The sequence below is a fragment of the Neorhizobium petrolearium genome, from assembly GCF_029854435.1.
In the GTDB taxonomy this organism is placed as follows: domain Bacteria; phylum Pseudomonadota; class Alphaproteobacteria; order Rhizobiales; family Rhizobiaceae; genus Neorhizobium; species Neorhizobium petrolearium.
This window is the reverse complement of record NZ_CP123000.1, coordinates 1,204,098-1,225,084: the sequence shown is the minus strand read 5'-3', so window position 1 is coordinate 1,225,084 and position 20,987 is coordinate 1,204,098. Positions and strand designations below refer to the sequence as shown.

The 20,987-nt window shown below is 59.9% G+C and carries 20 protein-coding genes and 5 pseudogenes; 16 read left to right on the top strand and 9 right to left on the bottom strand.

The genetic code is table 11. The features are described 5' to 3' along the window. Positions 1-58: 58 nt before the first annotated feature. The 5 genes and pseudogenes from QEO92_RS06240 (at position 59) to QEO92_RS06225 (ending at position 1,309) form a co-directional block, all read left to right on the top strand. Positions 59-472 (top strand): Fur family transcriptional regulator, encoded by a 414-nt coding sequence (locus QEO92_RS06240; protein ID WP_037150258.1) that lies wholly within the window; start codon positions 59-61, stop codon positions 470-472. A gap of 118 nt (positions 473-590) precedes the next feature. Then, a pseudogene (locus QEO92_RS06235) lies at positions 591-842 on the top strand (TRAP transporter large permease subunit); the annotation flags it as partial. Positions 843-846: 4 nt separating this feature from the next. Beyond that, the gene (locus tag QEO92_RS06230; protein ID WP_265105673.1) at positions 847-972 is read left to right on the top strand and encodes a hypothetical protein; all 126 of its coding nucleotides are present in this window, start codon (positions 847-849) and stop codon (positions 970-972) included. Further along, a pseudogene (locus QEO92_RS33205) lies at positions 972-1,103 on the top strand (hypothetical protein); the annotation flags it as partial. The gene QEO92_RS06230 and the pseudogene QEO92_RS33205, both read left to right, overlap by 1 nt. 59 nt (positions 1,104-1,162) lie before the next feature. Continuing rightward, positions 1,163-1,309, top strand: coding sequence for a hypothetical protein (locus tag QEO92_RS06225; protein ID WP_227705271.1), 147 nt, complete (start codon positions 1,163-1,165; stop codon positions 1,307-1,309). 274 nt (positions 1,310-1,583) lie between these two features. Here QEO92_RS06225 and QEO92_RS06220 read toward each other — a convergent pair whose 3' ends face one another. From QEO92_RS06220 to QEO92_RS06205, 4 genes are all read right to left on the bottom strand, one after another. Beyond that, positions 1,584-2,621 carry a zinc-dependent alcohol dehydrogenase family protein gene (locus tag QEO92_RS06220; RefSeq protein ID WP_227702509.1) on the bottom strand — a complete coding sequence of 346 codons (1,038 nt, stop codon included), beginning with the start codon at positions 2,619-2,621 and terminating at the stop codon, positions 1,584-1,586. Between the two features lie 272 nt (positions 2,622-2,893). Next, entirely contained in the window at positions 2,894-3,910 is a 1,017-nt protein-coding gene (locus tag QEO92_RS06215) for an AraC family transcriptional regulator (protein WP_037150265.1), read from the bottom strand. An 876-nt stretch (positions 3,911-4,786) separates the two neighbouring features. Then, positions 4,787-5,140 carry a hypothetical protein gene (locus tag QEO92_RS06210; RefSeq protein WP_227702508.1) on the bottom strand — a complete coding sequence of 118 codons (354 nt, stop codon included), beginning with the start codon at positions 5,138-5,140 and terminating at the stop codon, positions 4,787-4,789. A gap of 202 nt (positions 5,141-5,342) precedes the next feature. Further along, on the bottom strand, positions 5,343-6,332 hold the full coding sequence (locus tag QEO92_RS06205; RefSeq protein ID WP_227702507.1) for a hypothetical protein: 990 nt from the start codon (positions 6,330-6,332) through the stop codon (positions 5,343-5,345). Positions 6,333-6,679: 347 nt separating this feature from the next. On the opposite strand from QEO92_RS06205, the gene QEO92_RS06200 reads away from it, so the two are divergent. After that, entirely contained in the window at positions 6,680-8,383 is a 1,704-nt protein-coding gene (locus tag QEO92_RS06200; protein ID WP_227705102.1) for an ATP-binding response regulator, read from the top strand. A 64-nt stretch (positions 8,384-8,447) separates the two neighbouring features. Here QEO92_RS06200 and QEO92_RS06195 read toward each other — a convergent pair whose 3' ends face one another. Further along, complete coding sequence (locus QEO92_RS06195; RefSeq protein ID WP_227702506.1) at positions 8,448-9,074, bottom strand: response regulator transcription factor; 627 nt, start codon at positions 9,072-9,074, stop codon at positions 8,448-8,450. A 358-nt stretch (positions 9,075-9,432) separates the two neighbouring features. Between QEO92_RS06195 and QEO92_RS06190 the strand changes: the two genes are divergently transcribed. From QEO92_RS06190 to QEO92_RS06175, 4 genes and pseudogenes are all read left to right on the top strand, one after another. Further along, positions 9,433-9,939 carry a hypothetical protein gene (locus tag QEO92_RS06190; RefSeq protein WP_037156190.1) on the top strand — a complete coding sequence of 169 codons (507 nt, stop codon included), beginning with the start codon at positions 9,433-9,435 and terminating at the stop codon, positions 9,937-9,939. A gap of 131 nt (positions 9,940-10,070) precedes the next feature. Then, positions 10,071-10,118 (top strand): annotated as a pseudogene (locus QEO92_RS33200) (hypothetical protein); the annotation flags it as partial. Positions 10,119-10,626: 508 nt separating this feature from the next. Beyond that, on the top strand, positions 10,627-10,860 hold the full coding sequence (locus tag QEO92_RS06180) for a hypothetical protein (RefSeq protein WP_227702505.1): 234 nt from the start codon (positions 10,627-10,629) through the stop codon (positions 10,858-10,860). 532 nt (positions 10,861-11,392) lie between these two features. Beyond that, the gene (locus QEO92_RS06175; protein ID WP_037156255.1) at positions 11,393-11,596 is read left to right on the top strand and encodes a cold-shock protein; all 204 of its coding nucleotides are present in this window, start codon (positions 11,393-11,395) and stop codon (positions 11,594-11,596) included. Between the two features lie 23 nt (positions 11,597-11,619). Here QEO92_RS06175 and dnaE2 read toward each other — a convergent pair. Further along, positions 11,620-12,331: pseudogene (gene dnaE2, locus QEO92_RS06170) on the bottom strand (error-prone DNA polymerase); the annotation flags it as partial. Between the two features lie 231 nt (positions 12,332-12,562). On the opposite strand from dnaE2, the gene dinB reads away from it, so the two are divergent. After that, positions 12,563-13,654: a DNA polymerase IV gene (gene dinB, locus QEO92_RS06160; RefSeq protein WP_037156201.1), complete on the top strand. Its 1,092-nt coding sequence runs from the start codon at positions 12,563-12,565 to the stop codon at positions 13,652-13,654. 198 nt (positions 13,655-13,852) lie between these two features. On the opposite strand, the gene QEO92_RS06155 is transcribed toward dinB, so the two are convergent. After that, a complete protein-coding gene (locus QEO92_RS06155) occupies positions 13,853-14,203 on the bottom strand; it encodes a DUF309 domain-containing protein (RefSeq protein WP_280107496.1) in 351 nt (116 codons plus the stop codon). A 376-nt stretch (positions 14,204-14,579) separates the two neighbouring features. Between QEO92_RS06155 and QEO92_RS06150 the strand changes: the two are divergent. Then, positions 14,580-14,876: pseudogene (locus QEO92_RS06150) on the top strand (transposase domain-containing protein); the annotation flags it as partial. Here QEO92_RS06150 and QEO92_RS06145 read toward each other — a convergent pair. Together QEO92_RS06145 and QEO92_RS06140 are read right to left on the bottom strand one after the other, a co-directional pair. Beyond that, positions 14,781-15,026 carry a DUF6429 family protein gene (locus tag QEO92_RS06145; protein ID WP_037156256.1) on the bottom strand — a complete coding sequence of 82 codons (246 nt, stop codon included), beginning with the start codon at positions 15,024-15,026 and terminating at the stop codon, positions 14,781-14,783. The pseudogene QEO92_RS06150 and the gene QEO92_RS06145 sit on opposite strands and share 96 nt — an antisense overlap. Positions 15,027-15,084: 58 nt before the next feature. After that, the gene (locus QEO92_RS06140) at positions 15,085-16,002 is read right to left on the bottom strand and encodes a LysR family transcriptional regulator (protein WP_227702502.1); all 918 of its coding nucleotides are present in this window, start codon (positions 16,000-16,002) and stop codon (positions 15,085-15,087) included. Between the two features lie 277 nt (positions 16,003-16,279). On the opposite strand from QEO92_RS06140, the gene QEO92_RS06135 reads away from it, so the two are divergent. From QEO92_RS06135 to QEO92_RS06120, 4 genes are all read left to right on the top strand, one after another. Further along, positions 16,280-17,884, top strand: coding sequence for an ABC transporter substrate-binding protein (locus QEO92_RS06135; RefSeq protein WP_227702501.1), 1,605 nt, complete (start codon positions 16,280-16,282; stop codon positions 17,882-17,884). A gap of 72 nt (positions 17,885-17,956) precedes the next feature. After that, entirely contained in the window at positions 17,957-19,066 is a 1,110-nt protein-coding gene (locus tag QEO92_RS06130; RefSeq protein ID WP_227702500.1) for an NAD(P)/FAD-dependent oxidoreductase, read from the top strand. 78 nt (positions 19,067-19,144) lie between these two features. Next, complete coding sequence (locus QEO92_RS06125) at positions 19,145-19,495, top strand: RidA family protein (protein WP_037156213.1); 351 nt, start codon at positions 19,145-19,147, stop codon at positions 19,493-19,495. Positions 19,496-19,555: 60 nt separating this feature from the next. Next, positions 19,556-20,653 (top strand): alpha-hydroxy acid oxidase, encoded by a 1,098-nt coding sequence (locus QEO92_RS06120; RefSeq protein WP_037156215.1) that lies wholly within the window; start codon positions 19,556-19,558, stop codon positions 20,651-20,653. Positions 20,654-20,987: the final 334 nt, after the last annotated feature.

The window sequence follows — 20,987 nt, the reverse complement described above, 5'->3', positions numbered from 1 at the left end:
CCGGAACTACAGCGCAGTTCCGGGTACACCCTCAAAACCGCACCTTCCGGAGATGAGTATGTTGCAGGCAGTCCATTCCGACGATTTGAAACTGACGAGGAACCAGAGCCTCGTGCTCTCGGTGCTACAATCGTCCGGTCAGCCACTAAGCGCCTATAGCATCTTGGACCGATTGCGCGATGCCGGATTACGGGCGCCGCCGCAGGTCTACCGGGCGCTTGAAAAGCTTATGGAAGCTGGCCGCATCCACCGGCTGGAAAGCATGAATGCCTTCGTCATCTGTTGTCATTCAAAGCATGGGCAGATCCATCCACGGACCACCACCTTCGCGATTTGCGAAGCCTGCGGCAAGGTCAACGAATTCCACGATGCGAAGATCGAGGATGCGCTTGGAAGGCGCGCCAAGGGTAGCGGCTTTAAGATGCGCTCCACCACGATCGAGGTCCACGGCCTCTGCGCCGAATGCCACTGAATTGAACGATCAACGCCTACCGCTCTTGCCTTCGCAATGCTGACCTGGCCAGTTCACCCCGGCGGGCTTTGCCGCCACCTCCGGCTCGCCCGTCGCCACCGCCGCCGCCGTCGGGGCGGTCGCCATTCCGGAAATGAAGAAGGCTGGCTACGATTCGCGCCTTGCCGCGGGATCGGTCGCCGCCAGCGGCGTGCTTGACGTTCTCATTCCTCCTTCGGCGCTACTGATCTTCTCCGCCGCGCTGACCGAGGTCTCCGCCGGCAAGATGCTGATCGCCGGCTTCATATCCGGCATGCTCACTACCGTCGTCTTCATGGCGGGCGTCGCACTTTTCGGGCACGTCATTGCGAACAGGGCGGCTCGCCGGTGACCGCATGCGGGCCACCGGCCAGGCATGGCAGGTGCTGATCCTGTTCCTGCTCGGCTTTGGCGGCGTCTGTCTCGGACTGCTGGCGCCAACAGAAGCGGCGGCCATCGGCGCGCGCCGGCGGCGTTCCTGATGCTGCGTTCGTCCCGGTCCGACAGGGCCCAATTGGTACCGAACCTGCTCTTCAGCTTCAGCTCCACCGCGACGACCACCGTAATGATCCTGTTCATTATCATCGAGGTCGGTATCTTCAGCTACTTCCTGACGCTCGTGCAAATCCCACAGATCGTGGCCCAAGCCATCGTCGAACTGCCTGCCGCCGCATGTCTTTGTCCATCCCGCCATTGCTCTATATCCCGCTCGACATGTTTCTCGATGCCTTCTCCATGCTGGCCATCATCCTGCCGATCGTCTTCTCGACCGTACCGGTCTGGGCTTCGATCCGATCTGGTTCAGCATTCCGTGTGTGAAAATGCGCGAAATCGGATTGATGCCCCCGCGGTCGGACTGAACTGCTTGGTCATTGCCGGTATTGATCGCGACACGTCTCTCTCTCCGACGTTTTCCGCGGCGCCCAGTGGTTCGTGGTCATGGAAATGTTCACGATCGGGCTGATCTTCTTCTTCCCGATGATCGTCACATGGTTGCCGGACACCATGATGGGCCGCGGATCCTTGCACAAACGAAATCCACCGGATTCACGATCGAAACCCGGTGGCCTTTGCATTCGAAGCCTCTACGTGTTCAGGCGGCGAGGATGACCTTCATGGCCTTTTCGCGCGCGGCATTGCCGAACACCTCGTAGGCATCGAGAATCTGGTCTAGCTTGAAGCGGTGAGTAATCAGCTTGCTCGGGTCGAACCTGCCGGCCGCTACCGTCTTCAAGAGCATCGGCGTGGTGTTGGTGTTCACCAGTCCCATCGAGATGTTGATGTTCTTGATCCAGAGATCCTCGATATGAAGTTCCACCGGCTTGCCGTGAACGCCGACATTGGCGATCTTTCCACCCGCCGAGACGATTTTCTGGCAGATGTCGAAGGTGGCGGGAACGCCGACGGCTTCGATCGCCACATCGACGCCGCGTCCGTCGGTCATCTCCATGACCTTCAGAGCGGCATCTTCCGCGCCGACCTGAACCGTATCGGTGGCGCCGAACTGCCGGGCAAGGGCCAGACGCGAGGGGTCCATGTCGATCATCACGATCTTGCCCGGTGAATAGAACTGTGCCGTCAGGAGCGCGGACATGCCCACCGGACCGGCGCCGACGATGGCAACGGTGTCGCCGGGCTTCACGCCACCCGCCTGCACGCCGATTTCCAAGCCCGTCGGCAGGATGTCGGAGAGCATGACCAGCGCTTCCTCGTCCGCCCCGGCCGGGATCGGGTAGAGGGAGTTGTCGCCATGGCGGATGCGGACATATTCGGCCTGCGTGCCGTCGACCGTATGGCCGAGTTGCCATCCGCCGTCGTCGCAATGGGAATAAAGCTGCCGCTTGCAGTTCGGGCATGAGCCGCAGGACGTAATGCAGGAAATCAGGACGGGATCGCCCTCCTTGAAGTTGCGCACCGCGCTGCCTACCTCATCGACCACGCCGACGCCTTCATGGCCCAGCGTGCGTCCCTCGGTAACGGTTGGCACATCGCCCTTCAGAATGTGCAGGTCGCTGCCGCAAATGGTCGTCTTTGTGATTTTGACGATGACATCGGTCAGCTCCTGCACGGCCGGCTTGGGTTTCTCGACCCAGTCTTTCTTGCCTGGCCCGTAATAGACAAGCGCTTTCATCAGATCCTCCCTAGGGGGTATCCCCCTCAGCATGATGTTACAGAGATCGCACAAACCGGCCTCCTGTCCGGGTAGTGAGGTGTGAACCAACACCTATGGCGACATTAGAACAACAAGGAGAGCAGGCGCAGGCCGGGCTTTGATCTATTTCGGAAGCCGATGATCCGAATGAGAAGTAAACCGCAACATGGGAAAGTCGCCTGCCGAAACGGATCGGCAGTCACGGCTCCGGTTGGAATCCTCAGGCGCCAAAGGTCATGACTGGCGGGTCGTCATGCCCTTGCCAGACGATTGCGCAGAGTCTGGTAAGGGCTCTCGCCGAAGCGCTGCCGATAGCTTGCGGTCATCGCGGTGAGGTTGACATAGCCACGCGTGGAAGCGATCGAAGAGACAGTCTCGCCGGGCGGCGCGTCTTCCAAGGCTTTGCGAAGGCCCTCGAGACGCCGTGCCGTCAGATAGTCGTGCGGAGTAATGCCGCGAAACCGCCTGAAACCCTCGGACAGGCTGCGCGCGGAAATGCCGAGCTGTACAGCGATCTCGGTAATCGACGGCGCCTCGTGCGCACGCTCCTCCATCAGCCGCTCCGCTTCGCGCACATATCGCGGCGCTGCACCCCGCGCGCCGGTTTCCAGATTGAGTCCGGAGCATTCGGCCCAGCCGCGCAATAGTTCCAGGCAGAGGGTTTCCTCGATCCGCTTCTCCATCAACGGACTGGCAACGCCATCACTCCGGGCATCGACGGATCGTGTGGCATAATCCAAAAGGGAGAGCCAGGCGGAGTGCCCGCGCCCGAAAACCAGCCGCTTTTTCCAGAGATCGTCCTCGGGCACGAAGCCGTACCATCGCTGCGCCGTTTCCTCCATCAGCCTGTGGGGAATGGTCAGGTTGAATTGCAGGTCATCCCCGTTCGCGACATTCCAGTAATCCGTACGGCTGCAATCGACCACATAGCTGTCTCCGGGCTGCGTATCGATGGTGGCACCGCCCATGAGCGGATGGCACACGCTTCCTCGCATGGTGTTCACGACGATGATGTTTCCCGAGGAGGGGTCAAACTCGTCAGCCTTCGTCGGCACGCCGAAACAGAAGCGACTGAGCACGATTCTGCCGATCGACAGGGTGCGCAACGTGGCATTCGGATCCGCTCCCTGGACGAGTGGTTTCGTGGCAAGCGGCATATAGACCCGATTGCAGAACGCATTGACCTCCGCCCACTCACGGGAAGCATTCAGTTTTCCGCTCAGGAGCGGCTGGCCTTGCGCATCAAACAGCAGCGCATGTTCCAGCACGGTGGCATCCTCCTCCAAATCCCGCCGATATTGTGCCCGGAAGTATGGATATTGCAACAAGCAGATTGGATCGCGCGCCCACAGCAGGAGCTCTAGGCTGATGACGCCGAGCGGCAGTCACCTGCAGGCTGCCTGGCTCCACGCGAAAGGTCAGCCAAGCGCCTTTCCATTTAAAACGCGAGGGCGCACGACATCAAATACGTATAAGGATCGGTCGACTTATTTGGCTGGCCTTGAACAGGCGAGCGTCCACATGAACATCAAACCGTTCGCGGAGTTCATCGCGGAGCGCACCTCTTGGTCAACGAGTAAGGCAGCCTAAAATCATCTGGTTTCGGGTGCGGTGCAATAACCCATATCCGCCTTACGCCCCTTCTGCTCAATAAGGTCGAACAGACGCCATACGAGCAATCCGGCGCCGGGTGGTCCATGTCCGATGGTTGAAATGTCCAACCTGGAAATATTATCGAACCCGTTTCAGTCCGGGAAAAGCACGCCGTCCTCAATCGTGATGATTTTCAGTCAGGTCTCTGCCAGACTATCGCGGGCATCGAGTTCGGCATCGGGAAGTAAGGGTTACCTCCATGCTACCCGATCAGAAGCGCGCCGAATCGTATCAATCAACCGCATAGGGCGCAAAGGCCGTATCAACGGCCTTCCCGCTAAGTGATTGCTCCAGTCACACTCGAATCATAAGAACCTCTGGTCACTTTATTGCCGCCGCCGATGAGTTCCAGCTATCGGCCGGTGAGCAGTCTGTAAAATCGACGGAAGCCAGATATCGCCAATCCAATCGATGCAGCCGCAAGGCCCCAGTAAAGTCCCGTGGCTTCGTCCGGGGAAAGGTGGAGAAGACCGTTCAGAACCAACGCTTTTTCATTCGTCACGGCGATCCATGAGACGAAGAGGGCGCAGGCGACAAAAAACAGAGCTGCCAAGAATGCGATTGCAGGATGGGGTTTCGTCGCCAATGTCTTTTGTTCCGTCATTTTTCCCTTGCTCAAGGTCTATTGTTGATTGACTATCTTCCCGTTGCAGCGCGCCGATTTCCGAAGCAAGCCTCAAGCGCGGGGAGTTGCGTGCAGATGTTCGTGCCACCATCTGGGCCGCCGTCACGACCATAGACATTTGCGCAGCACTCAGGCTCGACGTGCCGCCAACAACGTCCGGTGCGGCAGTTTCATGACCTATTTCACGAGCCTGCCGATGATTGGATCGAAAGCTTTCCAATCAGCCCTATCGTATTCGACGCGGAAATACGCCGCCGCGCCTTCACAGGTGGAAATCGCTCGCTCGTAAAAGATCGTCCCGCTCTTTGCCCTGACCGACTGGCCGATAACGACTTGCGCCGATCATCAAGCTCCGCCGATGGTCAACTGAGAGAGCGGTAGATCGGATAATGCAACCAGACCTGCCACTGGACTTCATGTCGCTATTTGTAGTTCCAATCAAGGACGGCCAACTCAGACTCTTCGCCTGGAACATTCCATTTCAGATAGTCGCCGTAGGTCGTTACCCCCATTCGCTTGCCGCTACCGCCGTCCTCGAAAACCATGCTGCAATGACCATCCCCGGAGCAGGCCTCAAGCTCGGGGAGTTGTGTGCAGATGTTCGTGCCATCATCTGGGCCGCCGTTGCGACCATAGACATTCGCGCGGCACTCAGGCTCGACGTGCGGTGTCCAACCTGCGTTAAGGGCAGCGGCGCGAAACTCAGCGTAACTCATCCCCGGTTTCAACACCGTCGCAAATGCGCCAGGGCTTGCATTCGAAGCCGATGGATCGACCTGCTTACCGCCTTGGGCCGCCTGGGTTCCCGAGAGCGCGCGTAAGTCATAGACACGAAGCGCTTGAATTGTATCCATGCGCGTGTTCGTGAGATCGGTGAAGAAATCACGGGCGGCCTTGCCGTAGCCGCGGCGGCTGATCGCAAACAGTGCCACCCCGCGGGTTCCATCGCTCATCGAGACCGGGAAATAGCGGTAGGCATTCCACTCAACGATCAGCGTACTCGTGCTGCTGTCGCTCAGCATGAAATCGAGAAGAACCTGCCCGTTCTCGGATGGTTCCTGCAGGTCCACCCTGAGCAGAGGATCGCTCCCCTTGCGCTTGGCCAGCATCTCCAACTGACCAGCAACGGCGCTTTCGACGTCCGTACCGCCAGCACGTTCCAGAATGATCATGCTGGCGTAAGAATCCAAACGCTCACCGGCAGGAAGATATTCCTGTTTGACATACCCCGCAGACGGTTGCGAGGTCCACGCCAGTCTGTATTCGATGCCCTCAAATACGATGGGCCCGGGAACGCCAAGCTTGTCTGACGCCGGGACGGATTGAGCGGCGGCAAACGATGAAGAGTATGCAAAAACAGCGGCGGTGGCTATTAATCGCATGAGCTTTACAACCGAATGGCAAAGAGACATCTGAAATCCTTTTGTCGATTCAGCGTGATATTAGGCAGATAGAGATCATCCAAATCGGCCCATTGAGAAGCGGCAAATTCCTGCGTCTGGCCGCCGGCATTGATTATCGGGAAACCAGCACTATGCCCAGTAGGTCATCTGTACTAACAGCGGACGCGCCAAGAAATACGAGTTCCTGCGACCTTCCCAAATGTCGGACAGATTCATAACTTTAGTGCCCTGACGGTCATTGAAAGATCGCTGAAATGATTTGCGAGGTCCGCGCAGTCCCATGCCGACCGGCGGTTAAATTGAGCCGCTCAAGAAGGCACGATATTGGCCACGTCCTCCACCGAAGGGACACATTGATGATTTCGACCAGCACGGGATCCAGCAAGGCGCCACGAGCATCGCTTCGCGCGCGTATTAGCTTATTGCTTGGGCAAAAGGATGGGGAGCATTATGACGCCGAGCGCGGACAGGCGATCGTGCGGATCATCCTCGTTCCACTTTTTTCCCTCTACGCAATTCCTGCGCTCATCCTGACGAACAGCACGGGCACGCTTGTTACGGTGTTTGCCATATACGCCACACTCTATTTCCCGTTGGGTTGGCTCCTGCTTTACGACATCATCAAGCATCCGGGAAACTATCTCTGGCGGCGCATCGCGGCGATGACGGGCGACTATGTCGCGATGACATTCGCAATGTCCGCGGGAGACGCCGCCACCCTTCCGGTTTATGCGACATTGTTGTGGGTGACCGTGGGATACGGCCTGCGGTTCGGCTCCTCCTACCTTGCTGCTGCGACTGCCGCTGCCCTTGCTGCAATTGGGGTGACGACGCTTCTCAATGAGTACTGGCAGACGAACCCCTATCTGGTGCTCACTTTGGTCGTCACAGCAATCCTGGTGCCGGGATATGTCCTGGTTTTGATCAAGCGCCTGCAGAAAGCCTACACTCTTGCTCATGAGGCGAACCTTGCGAAGTCGCGCTTCCTTGCGCAGGCAAGCCATGATCTGCGGCAACCCATCCATGCCATCAGCCTTTTTACGGCCTGTCTGCGCGACGCCGGTCTTGGCCGCGAGGAACAGCAGATGGTCGAGAACATCGATCGTTCCCTGCAAGGCCTTTCGCATCTCTTCCGTTCGCTGCTCGACATTTCGACACTCGACAGCGGCAAGGTGACCCCGCGGATCGACGCGATCCCGATCGCAGCGATTATCGAGAACATTGGCCAGCAGAACGCCCAGTCGGCGCAGTGGGCGAAGGTTACATTGCGCGCTGTCCCTAGCAAATGTTACGTGCAGGTGGATGAAGCCTTGTTGACGACAATGATCCAGAACATCGTCACGAACGCCCTGAAATACGCCTCTGGCCGGCCAGTTCTGGTGGGATGCCGCCGGCGTGGCGGCAAGCTCGCCATCGAGATCTACGACCGCGGCGACGGCATAGCCGAAGAGCACCTGCCCCGGGTCTTTGAGGAGTTCTACCAGGTTCGCGAACGCGGGGATAAAGATGTCGAAGGCGTCGGGCTCGGGTTGCCAATCGTGCGCCGCCTCGGTCAATTGATGGGCTTGTCGATCTCAATGCGTTCCGTGAAAGGTAAAGGAACGGCGATGATTATCGAGGGGCTGCAGATCGTGCCTGCGCCGGCCGCACGGGCTACGTCCGCGGCTCCCAAATTGCCATCTGTTATTGAGGGGCTCCGTATTCTGCTGATCGAAGACGACGAAGACGTGCTGCTTGCGACGGCAATGCTGCTGGAGAAATGGGGCTGCCTCGTGCAAGCCGAAACAGCACCGCCAGCCGAAGGTACGGAATGCGACATTCTGATCACCGATTTCGATCTAGGCCAGAGGCAGACGGGAACCGATTGCATCGCAGCCGTGCGGGAGCAGACCGGGCGGGATGTTCTGGCGATCATCATGACCGGGCATGATGAAGCGCGCGTGCGCGCGGATTTGGATGATCCCACTATTCCGATCCTGTCGAAGCCGGTCCGGCCGGCCGAGTTGCGATCGGTTCTGACAGCTCAGGTGTTGCAGCGCAGGGAACTCGTTGCACGATAAGCCTGTTATATTGCAGAAGTTAGGGCGGCCCATGCGTCTATCTCATTGCCGTCGCAAGAAAACGTCATGGGCACAGCCCATCGGCCACCGCCTTGGCAGCCGCCGCGGTCCTGGAGGAGACCCCCAGCGATCTCAGCAGTGCGGAGACGTGAATCCTGACCGTGAACGGCGAGAGGCGGAGAGTCGCTGCGATCTCCTTGTTGGTCTTTCCTTCGCAGAGCATGCGAAGGACCTCGAGCTGGCGCCGCGTCAGCGTTGACCTCTCATCATCGGCTTCGGGAATCGACGCGCCCGAGGCATCAAGCCGGAGGACCAGATCACCGTCGCGGACAGCTGCAAGAGCCGCAATGATCTCGCGGGGCGGCAGACTTTTGCTGATGAAACCGTTGACGCCCCGTGCCATGACCCGTTCGGCAGCAGCCCGCTCGTCAATCATGGAAATCACGATGATTGAGGAACGGACGAATTCCTGTCTCAATCCGGACAGAGCCCCTTCGATGCTCCTTCCCGCAAAAATGAGGTCGACTACGAGGATGCTCGGTGTCGGTCCGGTACGGGCCAGCGCGAGAAGTTCGTCAAAACTGTTGGCCTCGGCGATTTCCGCGTCCGGTATGGTGCGCTGAATAAGCCGTCGTAGGCCGTCGCGGAAAACCGGATGGTCGTCAGCAAGAAGGATGCGTTCCTTGGGCAACCGCTTCTCCGGAGGCGAAAATCCATCGGTTGGGTGCAACACTGAGCCCCATTCTCCCTAACACAGGGCCGTGCTGTAACACAGTAGGTCATCTGTACTAATGGTCCTCGCAGGCAACATCGGGATATCTATCGTGGTGCCCGAGGTGGCACGATACCCTCCAGAAGAAGGGGAAACGAACCGGCGCAGCGTCTCTTCGGCAGGATGATCGCGCAGACCGCCGCCTGGGGCCTCCGGCGGTTCGCGCTCAGTTGCCGAACGATGTTTCGCGAGATGGCCAAACAGGCAGATTTGGGCGATTTGGCGTTCGAAAGGGAAACCCGGTTCAGATGCTTGTGAAGCTCCTTAAGAGGACACGATGCCAAATCCTGAATTTCAAACGGGAATAGCCGCGTTCTGTGTTGCGGCTCTATGCCTGTCGACGATAGCGCATGCCAGCGGCCAGTTGCCAATGCCCCCGACCACCGAGGAATTCAAGTCCCACGGTGCCTGCGTCGCCGCCCTCCATGCCCTCCACAAGGAAGACCAGAAGCAGGTCAGGCCGAAGAGCGCCAAGGCTGATGGCAGAACTTCGGAAGTGGAGTTGATCACTGGGGGAATCCGACGCATAGGCCAAGGCACCGCGCGTTACGACGCCACGATCTGGTATCACCATGGCAGCATTCGCGATGATGTTGAGCAGAGGGAAACCAGCCACAGCTATGCGCATCGTTTGCGCGAATGCGAGGGCAGGACCATGAGGGTCACCGGACAGGATGGTTATACGTTAAGCACGTTCGAGCCACTGCTGGGTTTTGCGAGAAAGCTCCCGAACCGCTCGAAGCATTCACGGAAAAGTTCGATTTCGCCCCGCCTCGACGAATAACCATCGTCGTCGTGGCGGTGGAGCCCAGAGGCATGAGGCGCATAGTCCAGGAATTCCGGGGGTAGCGCTTCGGACCGACGGCGAGCGAGCTGGCGAGATCACAGACGGCGTCTGTCTCGCCGTCCATCGCCATGTCAAAAGACCTCAAGAAACGTGGATGGTCGTTCATCGGCCTCACAACCGTTTTTGCGTTCATGCAGGCGATGGGACTGATCAACGATCACTCCGAGGGCTGCGTCACCCGGGACAAAGCGAGCGCAGCCGGGGCTGCCCTCAACCGGCTTTGCGAAGTCATCGTTCTGCTTATCCTGAGGTCGGCGATTGACAGCGGGGCGACCGGACTCGGCTTGCTTGCGGGCCTGTCCCATCCCTCGTTACACCGGGCGTTGGTGGCAGTGCATGATGCCCCTGTGCGAGCCTGGAACAGTGGTGACCTTGCTGCAGTGGCAGGGATGAGGTCCGCTCCTCGGAAAAAGCGTTCGATGAGATGCCCGACCTGAAAATCGAAGGTGAGATGCTGGAACTCGCCGTCCCGGCTCGAAGCGCCTGGGTCGTGCTGTCGACGCGATGGACGATGAGATCGGCACCCCGAACGGCAGAACGGCTTGTCTGTGGGCGGACCCGCTCTCCAGATGCGCGATGCGGTCGCGCAGGTCGGACAGGACGGCATTGGAAGCGGATTGGCCCATGTTCTCCTTCTTCGCGGGAGCGTTATTACTTGAGGTGGAACTTCCTGACCATGTTCGGCCCTATCCGGAATTTGATCCCGAGCTCGCAGCAGCACAGGAGAGCTGCTGGAGGGAGGTCTGGGGAGCGGGGGAGGACGCAAATGAGGATGAGGACGAGAGGAAAATGCAGAGCACGTCGATGAAGCACATCGCCAAGGCCGGTTGCAGATACGACAGGCGGTCGCCAGCATGACCTCGCAGGTTTTGATCTCTGTGTTCCTTTCCGACAGCTTCTGGCCGCGCTGATGTGCGCTCTACGCTACGCGCCCCCTGTCCCGGCCATTCAACTTGGCCGCATGGAGGGCTTGATCGCCGGCAAACTTGTTTTGAACACAATGACTGCCTATATAACCGTCATCGGCATTGCTGATGAGCGCTGATGAATTCGCCGCTCGCAATCGCCGCCATCGCTTCGAGACTTTTGACCACGGATGTACTGGCACTGGTGGGTAAGCGATGATGAGGAAGGTCGGTGCGGTTTCGCCCCGGCCTTTTTTGTTGGTGGGAAACATTGTCTTGATGGCGAAGGCGTTGCTCGTGCCCGACGTCGCGTCCATACCGGGCGTTGCGCTTGGACGCGCGCTTCGTACAAGTGGTGGATCCTCTTCCGCTCCAGCTCAGCTCAATAATCGATCGGCCGCGAAATCGACAGGCTATTGATGGCTTATCGAATGGGCGATAAGGTCGCCGCGCGGCAAGCTGCCGCCAAGCGATCAGGAGCTTTCATGCCGACGGGAACTGTTAAATTTTTCAACGAAGACAAGGGCTTTGGTTTCATCACTCCAGACAATGGCGGGGCTGATGTCTTCGTACATGTCTCCGCTCTACAACGAGGTGGCTCTTTGAGAGAGGGACAAAAGGTAAGCTATGATCTCGGCCAGGACCGCAAGACCGGAAAATCGAAGGCCGAAAACGTCGGCGTGGTTTGATCGAGCTGGAAGCGCCGCTTCCGTCACTGAAAATTCCGGCTCTTTATCTTCAGCGTGTCGATATGACGATCTGGCTCGAAGATGTCCTTCGACCTGACCGGCGCTGGTGGCTTTCCGCAGGGATCGGGCGTCGCTGGCGCCCCATGGACGAATTCGTCGCCGCGGCCGGTCGGCGGGCGGAAGGTGCCATCACGAGCAGCCAAGCTCGATAGGTCCGCCGACAGATCGAACAGTTGCTGGGCCACGCGGGCACCACCTCCCCTTCCCTATGGATCCTGCCGTGGATCCCCAGCATGCTGGAGCTGAGAAGAACGCGGCGCGACTTCTCGAAGAGTTTTAGCCAGACCACGACATTGGCGACGCCAGTCTCGTCCTCGCTCGTCACGAAAACGAACCCCTTGACAGAGCCCGGCATCTGCCGCACCAGAATCAGGCCGGCCGCCGTCAACCACTGGCCGTTTCGCGCCTCATCGCGTCGCTGCATGTGGCGATCCTCTTCCGGGCGAGATCGTGGCGCAGGAAGCTCAACGGATGGTGCCGAAGCGTCAGGCTGACGTGGCTGTAATCGTCCACCACGTTGTGCCCTTCCGTCATCTGCCGTAGCTTGACCTCCGGCTCCTGCTGCTCGGCGATGGCGCGCGCCTCGCGCTCTGCCGCGGCCAGGAACAGTGGGAGGGGTTCATCGCGCCGCGCTTCGATCACCCAATGGGCGTCAGGCCATTGAAGCTCAAGGGTGGATCTGCGAGAGCCGGTCATCGAACTCGATTGCCGGCTGTGTCGGCGTCGCGGCGGACACGAGCGGACGCGGCTGGTAAAGGCCTTCGGAGCCGGTGTCAGCTTCGCGGAACTTACGCGGCGCATGACGGTGGGCTGCGAGAGGATGAACACAGTGGAAGGCGACCAATGCGCCACCTATTTCCCATGTCTGATGGAGAGGATATCCTCCTGTGACGAAGACTGAGCCCCATGGACCAGAACGAGCACGCCAACCGGCCACGTAAGATTCTCCATATCGACATGGACGCGTTTTATGCCTCGGTCGAGCAACGCGACAATCCGGAGCTTCGAGGCAAGCCGGTCGCCGTCGGGGGCTCGGCTGCCCGCGGCGTCGTGGCCGCGGCGAGCTACGAAGCCCGCAAGTTCGGCGTCCATTCGGCCATGCCGTCGGTGACAGCCAAGCGCAAATGCCCCGAGCTGATCTTCGTCCGACCGCGCTTCGACATCTATCGCGCCGTCTCGATGCAGATCCGGGAAATCTTCGCTGAATACACCCCAATGATCGAGCCGCTCTCACTGGATGAAGCCTATCTCGACGTCACCGAAAACCTCAAGGGAATGGAGATCGCAACCGAGATCGCCACGGAAATCCGGGCGAAGATTAAGGCGGCGACAGGCCTGAATGCCTCGGCGGGCATCAGCTACAACAAGTTCCTGGCGAAGATGGCGAGCGATCTCAACAAGCCGAACGGCCAGGCGGTCATCACGCCGAAGAATGGTCCAGCCTTTGTGCAGGGCTTACCCGTCAAGAAGTTTCATGGCGTCGGTCCAGCCACGGCCGAGAAGATGCACCGTCTCGGCATCGAGACGGGTGCTGATCTATTTGGCAAGGAACTTGATTTCCTCATCAACCACTTCGGCAAGTCCGGCCCCTACTTCTATGGCATCGCCAGGGGCATCGACAATCGTCAGGTCAAGCCGGATCGCGTCCGAAAGTCGGTCGGCGCCGAGGACACCTTTGTTGAAGACGTTCATGCCTTTGAGCCGGCGCGCGAAGGAATCCAGCCGCTGATCGACAAGGTCTGGAGCTATTGCGAGGTGAACTCGATCGGCGCCAAGACCGTAACCCTGAAGGTGAAATATTCGGACTTTCAGCAGATCACCCGCAGCAAGACCGTACCGGTTCCGTTAACCTCGATTTTTGAGCTGGAGGAGATCGTTGCCTTCTTGCTGCAGCCGGTCTTTCCGGCCCGCAAGGGAATCCGGCTGCTCGGCGTCACATTGTCTTCATTGGAGCAAGGCGCAGAGCAAATGTCACCGCAGCTGGATCTTCCACTATAAAGATATGTGGCGCATCCGAACTCCACGTTCGTCAAGCCGAAATCAGGCTAAAGACTGATATTTAACCCATCTAAATCAGATTAAAGGCTGAGGCACCGTCGAAGGGATTTTTCATGCACGCCCGAGGAAAAACGCAAACACCGGTTCAGGTTTGCCGTTTTCCGCAGTTCGAGGAAGCGTTGCGGCGTCGGCGGTGACTTAGGCAAGATCGGCAAGCAGTGCGGGCGACACGCCCAATTCACCCGAAAACGCTTGATCTGGCAACTGTCGAAGCAGCCCGGCTGCGCGCCCGGTATGACGTCTTGCTGCGGCCCGTTTGCCTTCGCGGATCTTCACCCCGGCGGCAGAAAGCAGGATAAGGCCCTTTAGCAAAGCGCGCAGCGTGCTTCCTTTGTCGGCAAGATGCCAAAGCCCCTCCCATGCCTCATGCGCTTCCCAGTAGTAGCCATGATTGAAGAGATCCTCGCCCCACACGAACTCGTCCGACCCGAGCGATGGGATAACTTGCGCCGGCTGGATCTGGTAGCTATGTCCCGCAGGATCCCGCACCGGATGTGGCTGCCGCCCGGGCAAGTAAGCATAGGCTGGAAAAGATCTTTCCGGAAGCAGACGAGGACGTTCCATCCATTATAGTCCTGTAATGCATCTGTTGTTAAACATGCTCCGAAGGCCTGGCACGGGCAAGCATCAGCTTTGGCTGCTGATACCTTGATGAATCGAACCGCCGGCTGCGCAAAGGCTTTCGGCGGCGTGGGAGGGCACGTTCGGCCCGTGACCTTATACGCGACAGCCAAAAGCGTCAGGTCAAATGCGCTCTACGAGTGCCTCTGTTAGAATACAGCTATTCAGAAAACACACCGCAGCTCCGCGATCGTGCCTTGTCACCAGCCAACCCGGTGCCGCCTCGCTACGGCGGAAAGAGCCCCTGCACGGCGTGGACTGCGGACGAAAAAACTGGAGCCTCGCTGGTTCCGATCGCGGCGCCGACCGGGCTGCCATCATGCTGACACTGATCACCACGGCCGGCCTCAGCGACATCGACCCGAAGGCCTGGCTTGCGGACGTGCTGGCTCGCATCGCCGATTTGTCCGCCTCCCGCCTGCACGACCTGTTACCGTGGGAGCGATCAAGACGGCGGCAGTACCGGCTGCCGCGTAAACAGCTTCTGAAACAGCTCTTCCGACCGACGCAGACCCTCGTCCGTCAGCACCAGCGACTTTGACTTGTTCATCGGATCGCCGATCAGCCCTTTCTGGTGCAGGCGATCCGTCGTCGCCCAGTCAAAACCCTTCCAGGCGCGACGCTCGTTATGAAGCGTCAGCCACAACAGCGCCAGCACCGCGTCGTCGATTTTGTCCTCGTCGATCTCCATCATATAATGCTATCCCACACGACCGCGAAAATCCCGCAACCAACGTCGCATGCATACCTCATTGTAAGCTTCGGTGCATATCATCCCGTTGGTCGAACGGCGCGACAGCCGCACGAATGAAGTCCACCAGTTTCTGCGAGGCGAGCGACAGCGGGCGCCCGTTTGGCGTCAAGAGCCAGACATCCATGAAGGTTTCCGGCAGCAGTGTCCGCCGGACAAGGCGATCTTCTGGATAGTCCAGCCCGACGAAGGGCGGCACGATCGATACGCCGACGCCGTTGGCAACGAAGCTGCAAGCAGTTTCCGACAGCGGCACCTCGATGCGGTTGCGTTTTTGAACGCCCTTGAGCTGAAAGGCCCGGTCGATCGTCATCAGCGAGCAGTCGTCGCGGAAGAGCGAGATGAAGGCCTCATTGCGAAGATCGTCGATCTCGATCACCTGTTTCCCGGTGAGCGGATGTCCGGCGGGAAGGATGCAAACCATGCTGAAGCGCATGATCACTTCGGCGCTGACATTCGGGTGATCGAAGGGCAGGACACTCAGACCGATATCGATCTGCCCGGCCGCCACCAGTTCGCCGATCCGCGGCGACGTCTTGCTCTGCAACGTGAAATGGATGTCAGGCTGTTCGGCAAGGAAAGGCGAAAGCGCGTTGGAGAGGTAGAGGGTGGCAAGCGCCGGGGGCGCCGCGATCGTCACCTCGCCCCATTCTCGATTGCGTACGGCTTCCGCAAGCCGGGCTATTCGCTTGGCGCCGGAGAACATCCGCTCCACCTCTACTGCCAGCATGCGCGCCTCCAGCGTCGGCACCAGGCGCCCGCCGCTGCGTGTGAAAAGCTGGAAACCGCAAGCCTCGGTCAGGCTGCGCAGCAGCTTGCTGACGGCCGGCTGGGAAATACCGAGCCTTTCACCGGCAAGGGTCACCGATCCGGTTTCGATCGTGGTGTGGAAGGCTTCAAGCTGTCTGATGTTCATGGCCGGCGGGATCCCCTCATGCCAAATTTTCCGACATGAGTTTTGGTTATAATGAAGGGAGAACAAGCTATTTGACAATCATATTGCCGAAGCGCTTTAACATGCAAGTGAAGGTGTGAACGGGCGAAACTCGAACGAGTGAGGGGACGTCCGAACTCCGCAAAACAATCATTCTGCAGACCGGTCCGGTCCGGCGGACGGCTTCTTCGAGGCCGGCCGGAGCTTGATCACGCCAAGGCCGCGGCAAGCGGCTGAAAGAAGAAGGGAACGACGACATATGAAGAAAATCCTCGGCCTATCCATCCTGGTCCTGACGGCCGCCGCACCGGCCAATGCCGCGATGCTCTCGGTCTGCATCGAAGGCTCGCCTGAAGTCTTCAATCCGCAACTCACCAGCAACGGCACGACCTCCTACGTGCTCGGCCAGATCTATGACGGCCTGGTTTCCGTGAAAGCCGGATCGTCGGATATCGAGCCGGCGCTGGCTGAGAGCTGGAGCGTCTCCGACGATGCCCGCACCTATACGTTCAAGCTGCGCCAGGGCGTGAAGTGGCAGTCGAACGACAAGTTCACGCCTACCCGTGAGTTCAACGCCGACGACGTGATGTTCACTTTCGAGCGGATGATGAAGCCCGACCATCCCTATGCCAAGGTCAACGGCGGAAACTTCATCACCTTCAACACCAAGCTCGCCGACGCGCTGGAATCGGTAAAGAAGATCGACGATTACACCGTTGCCTTCACTCTGAAGAGCCCGCTTGCTCCCTTCATCGGCATCATGGCGCACCAGTCGCTGGCAATCACCTCCGCCGAATATGCCGCAATGCTATCCAAGGCCGGCACACCGGAACTCATAGACCGCGAACCGATCGGCACCGGGCCATTTCAGCTCCAGGTCTACCAGCAGGATGCCGTCGTCCGTCTGGTGCCTTTCAAAGACACCTGGGGGGCGGCGATCAACAATCCGGCGCGCACGCCGATGGTCGACGGCGTGGTCATGGCGATCGGCGCCGATGCATCCGTCCGCCTGCAGCGCGCCATGGCCGGTGAGTGCCAGATCGCACTCTATCCGAACCTCGCCGACCGCGAGATGATCGGGAAAAGCCCTAATCTCAATCTCGTCCAGACGCCAGTCGCCTCCACCGGCTTCATCACCTTCAACTTCAGGCAGGACAAGTTCAAGGACAGGCGCGTCCGTGAGGCTCTGGCGCATGCGATCAACATGAAGCCACTCGTCGACCTTGTCTATGACGGCATGGGCACCGTCACCGGCGCGATCATTCCCCCGTCGCTCTGGGGCCACGACAAGGATGTCGGCGCCTATAGTTACGATCCGGACCTCGCCAAGAAGCTGCTCACGGAGGCCGGTTTCCCCGACGGGTTCTCCACCCAGCTCTGGGCCGTCCCGGTCTCGCGTCCCTATATGCCGAACGGCCGCCGCGCAGCCGAGATGATCCAGGCCGACTGGGCCAAGATCGGCGTCAAGGCCGAGGTCGTCTCATACGAATGGGGCGAGTACATTACCCGCGCCCGCAACGGCGAGGCCGAGGTTGGCATGTTCGGCGGCATCTACGATTTCCCGGACCCGAGCCAGATCCCCAACAACTACTTCACGTGCGATTCCTCCGGCAAGCCGAGCCCGTCCAATATCGGTGCCTGGTGCGACAAAGAATTCATTGGCCTGATGAACGAGGCCGGCACCGTGACCGATCGGGCCAAGCGCATCGAGCTCTACAAAAAGGCTCAGGAGGAATTTCACGCGGAAGTGCCCGCCGTCATCCTCGGCGGCGCCGACACGATCACCGCCGTCGCCAAGACCGTCAAAGGCTATGCGCCGGCGATCTTCGGCACCAGTCGCCTTTCCGGCGTAACAGTCGAATAGGCCTTCGCATTCCGGCGGGTGATAATCGATGGCATCCGCCGGCCCAAAGTCAAAACATACGGGATTCTTGAAATGCGTGTCTTGATCATCGGCGCCGGCATTTTCGGCGCCAGTGCCGCCTACCATCTCGCCCGCGAGGGCGTGGAGGTGGAAATCGTCGACGAAGCCCATCAGGGCAAGGCCACCATGGCCGGTGCGGGTATCGTCTGCCCCTGGGCCACCAAGGCCGACGAGCCGGACTGGTACAAGATGTATGCCGCTGGCGCCCGCTTCTATGACGGCCTCATCGAGGGTCTGAAGGCGAAGGGCGAGACCGAGCTAGGCTACGGCAAGGTCGGTGCCCTGGTGGTCGCCGAGGACCGCGCCGAATTCGATGCCGCGGCCGAACGGGTGGCGCGCCGGGTCAAGGATGCGCCTGAGGCCGGAGATGTCCGGCACCTGACCCCGACGGAAGCGCGTACACTCTTCCCGCCGCTGCGCGAGGATCTCGATGCAATCTACATCCCCGGCGGTGCCCGCGTCGATGCGCGCCTGCTGTCCGCCGCGATGGTCCGCACAGCCGTCTCCATGGGTGCAAGATTCCGCAGCGAACATGTCACCCTGACGCTCGGCGGCGATCGCGCCCGCTGCCTCGACAGCAATGGCGCCGTCATCGAAGCAGATGAAATCGTCGTGACCGCCGGTGCCTGGGCCTACCAGATCCTTGGACCGCTCGGGCTTATCCATCCCGTTAAGCCGCAGAGAGGCCAGATCATCCACCTGCGCCTGCCAGGCGTGGCGACGGCCAAATGGCCCGTCGTCCTGCCGATGAGCAGCCATTACATGCTCGCCTTCGACGATTCCCGCGTGGTCGTCGGCGCGACCCGCGAGAACGACACCGGCTTCGACTACCGCGTCACCGCCGCCGGCGAGTTGGAAGTGCTCACCGCCGGCCTTAATATCGCACCAGGCCTTGCCAATGCGACGCTGATCGAAACGCGCATCGGCTTTCGCCCGGCGGGCGAGACGATGAACCCGACCCTCGGTCGGGTTCCCGATATCGCCAACCTGACGATCGGCAACGGGCTTGGGGCCGGCGGCCTGACGATCGGTCCGTTTGCAGGCGCCCAGCTCGCTAAGCTGGTAACGGGCCAGAAAGCCGAAATCCCGCTCGACAGATACGCCCCGCAAGGACGCGGCTGACCCCAGCTCAAGACGTACCAACCCAACCTGCCGCGGCCAAGCGGCGGGCACCCTTTCCCTTTGTCAAAGGAACTCAGAATGATCAAACGTCACCGCAAGCACCGCATCATGCACGGCGCCGTCGAACATAACGGCGTGCTTTACCTCGGCGGCCATGCCGCAAGCGACATTTCCGTCGGCATGAAGGAGCAGACACAACAGACCTGCGCCAAGCTCGAAGAGATACTCGCCGAATGCGGCTCCGACAAGCATCACATCCTGTCGGCGCGCATCTATCTCTCCGACATGTCGCGCAAGGAGGAGATGAACGAGGCCTGGCTCGAATGGCTCGACGGCGACGATCTGCCGTCGCGTGCGACGATCGGCGTTGCCGATCTCGGCGATCCCAGACGGCTTATCGAAATCGTGCTGATCGCCGCCAAGAAATAACCTCGATGGCACGGGCGGATTTTGGTCCGCACGTTCGCTTTCACGGACTGGAAAACGTACATGACGGACAAGCCGAACCGGATCGACGATCGCTATGCGACCCGTGAGAAATACACGACGTTGCGCGGCATCTACAAGGATGCGCAACGCCGGCTCTCGGAGGTCGACTGGAACTATCTTTCCTGTGGCACCGGCGATGAGGTGACACTCCGCGAAAACACCGCCGTCTTCGACCGCATCCGGTTCGAGGTGCCGCTTTTCGCCGGCATCAGCAATCCGGACACGCGCACGAAAGTCCTCGGCTTCGACCTCAGCTTCCCCGCCTTCATCGCGCCCTTCGGCGGCGGCGAGGCCGTATTCCATCCGGAAGGGCATCTTGCGATCGGCCGCGCCGCAGCGTCGGCGGGCATCCAGCAGATGGTGCCGGTCGCGGCGGCCCATTCATTGGAGGAGGTAGCGATGGCCTCGCCGGTCGCCTCCATTTTCCAGATGACGTTCGTGGGAGATGAAGGTGCCGTGCTCGAGATGATCGAGCGAGCGAAGGTAGCCGGCTATCAATATATCTGCGTCACCTATTCACCGATACGCCAGTGGCGGGAGCGGATGATGGAGGACCGGTTTTCGATCCGCGGCGAGGAAGGTCCGTCGAACTTCGGTCCCGGCAAGTCCGACGCAGCAGCCCTTGTTGAGCTTCTGGATTTCACCAGGCCGCGCTGGAGCTGGGCTCAGGCCGCCAGCGTGATCAAGAAGGCTCCTCTTCCTTGCATCGTCAAGGGGGTCTCCAGCGTGCGCGACGCCAAGGCCTCGCTCGATGCCGGTGCAGTCGGTCTCTATGTCTCCAATTACGGCGGCCGGACGATCGACCGCACGCCGACAACACTGGAAACACTGCCGGCGATCCGCGATGCGGTAGGCAAGGACGTTCCTGTGATCTTCGATTCCGGCGTCCGCCGGGGAAGCGACATCGCCGCCGCGATTGCACTCGGCGCCGATGCCGTGGCGCTTGGCCGCATCGTTGCCTACGGCCTTGCGGCCGACGGCGAAAACGGGGTGCGGCGAACGCTGGAACTGTTGCAGCGGGAATTCTGGACGACGCTCGGCCATCTCGGCTGCTCGACAGTGGCAGAACTGTCTCCCGCCGCCCTCGCACACCATTGATCACGGCTAAAAACGCTGCGCGACCTCAGCGGAATGGTGCCTTGCTCCTGAACGGACTAGACCCGCGAAACCCAAGCTATTGTTAGTAACTTGCTGTTTCGGTCACCGTTTTGGTGTCCACGAAACCGACAGCAGGCCAGAGGTCGTTTACGACACGCGACGAGCAAGAGGTTGCCGGCTATGCGGAGGTGATGGAGCCCATCTTCAGTGCTTACGAAGCTATTTCATTCACCGAGAATCATATCCGTCGGTTCCACCGCGACCTTCTTGCGAATTCGACAAAGGACGAGCGGCATCGCGGCGCATACAAACCCTCTCCAACAACGTGGAAGCG

What these genes read in the sequence shown, in the direction of transcription:
- QEO92_RS06145 (WP_037156256.1), bottom strand. Translation starts at nt 15,026, where the DNA reads ATGGAGATCGACGAGGACAAAATCGACGACGCGGTGCTGGCGCTGTTG.
- QEO92_RS06220 (WP_227702509.1), bottom strand. Translation starts at nt 2,621, where the DNA reads ATGAAAGCGCTTGTCTATTACGGGCCAGGCAAGAAAGACTGGGTCGAG.
- QEO92_RS06140 (WP_227702502.1), bottom strand. Translation starts at nt 16,002, where the DNA reads ATGAACATCAGACAGCTTGAAGCCTTCCACACCACGATCGAAACCGGA.
- QEO92_RS06120 (WP_037156215.1), top strand. Translation starts at nt 19,556, where the DNA reads ATGACGGACAAGCCGAACCGGATCGACGATCGCTATGCGACCCGTGAG.
- QEO92_RS06225 (WP_227705271.1), top strand. Translation starts at nt 1,163, where the DNA reads ATGTCTTTGTCCATCCCGCCATTGCTCTATATCCCGCTCGACATGTTT.
- QEO92_RS06135 (WP_227702501.1), top strand. Translation starts at nt 16,280, where the DNA reads ATGAAGAAAATCCTCGGCCTATCCATCCTGGTCCTGACGGCCGCCGCA.
- QEO92_RS06205 (WP_227702507.1), bottom strand. Translation starts at nt 6,332, where the DNA reads ATGTCTCTTTGCCATTCGGTTGTAAAGCTCATGCGATTAATAGCCACC.
- QEO92_RS06190 (WP_037156190.1), top strand. Translation starts at nt 9,433, where the DNA reads ATGCCAAATCCTGAATTTCAAACGGGAATAGCCGCGTTCTGTGTTGCG.
- QEO92_RS06240 (WP_037150258.1), top strand. Translation starts at nt 59, where the DNA reads ATGTTGCAGGCAGTCCATTCCGACGATTTGAAACTGACGAGGAACCAG.
- dinB (WP_037156201.1), top strand. Translation starts at nt 12,563, where the DNA reads ATGGACCAGAACGAGCACGCCAACCGGCCACGTAAGATTCTCCATATC.
- QEO92_RS06180 (WP_227702505.1), top strand. Translation starts at nt 10,627, where the DNA reads ATGTTCTCCTTCTTCGCGGGAGCGTTATTACTTGAGGTGGAACTTCCT.
- QEO92_RS06130 (WP_227702500.1), top strand. Translation starts at nt 17,957, where the DNA reads ATGCGTGTCTTGATCATCGGCGCCGGCATTTTCGGCGCCAGTGCCGCC.
- QEO92_RS06125 (WP_037156213.1), top strand. Translation starts at nt 19,145, where the DNA reads ATGATCAAACGTCACCGCAAGCACCGCATCATGCACGGCGCCGTCGAA.
- QEO92_RS06200 (WP_227705102.1), top strand. Translation starts at nt 6,680, where the DNA reads ATGATTTCGACCAGCACGGGATCCAGCAAGGCGCCACGAGCATCGCTT.
- QEO92_RS06175 (WP_037156255.1), top strand. Translation starts at nt 11,393, where the DNA reads ATGCCGACGGGAACTGTTAAATTTTTCAACGAAGACAAGGGCTTTGGT.
- QEO92_RS06230 (WP_265105673.1), top strand. Translation starts at nt 847, where the DNA reads ATGCGGGCCACCGGCCAGGCATGGCAGGTGCTGATCCTGTTCCTGCTC.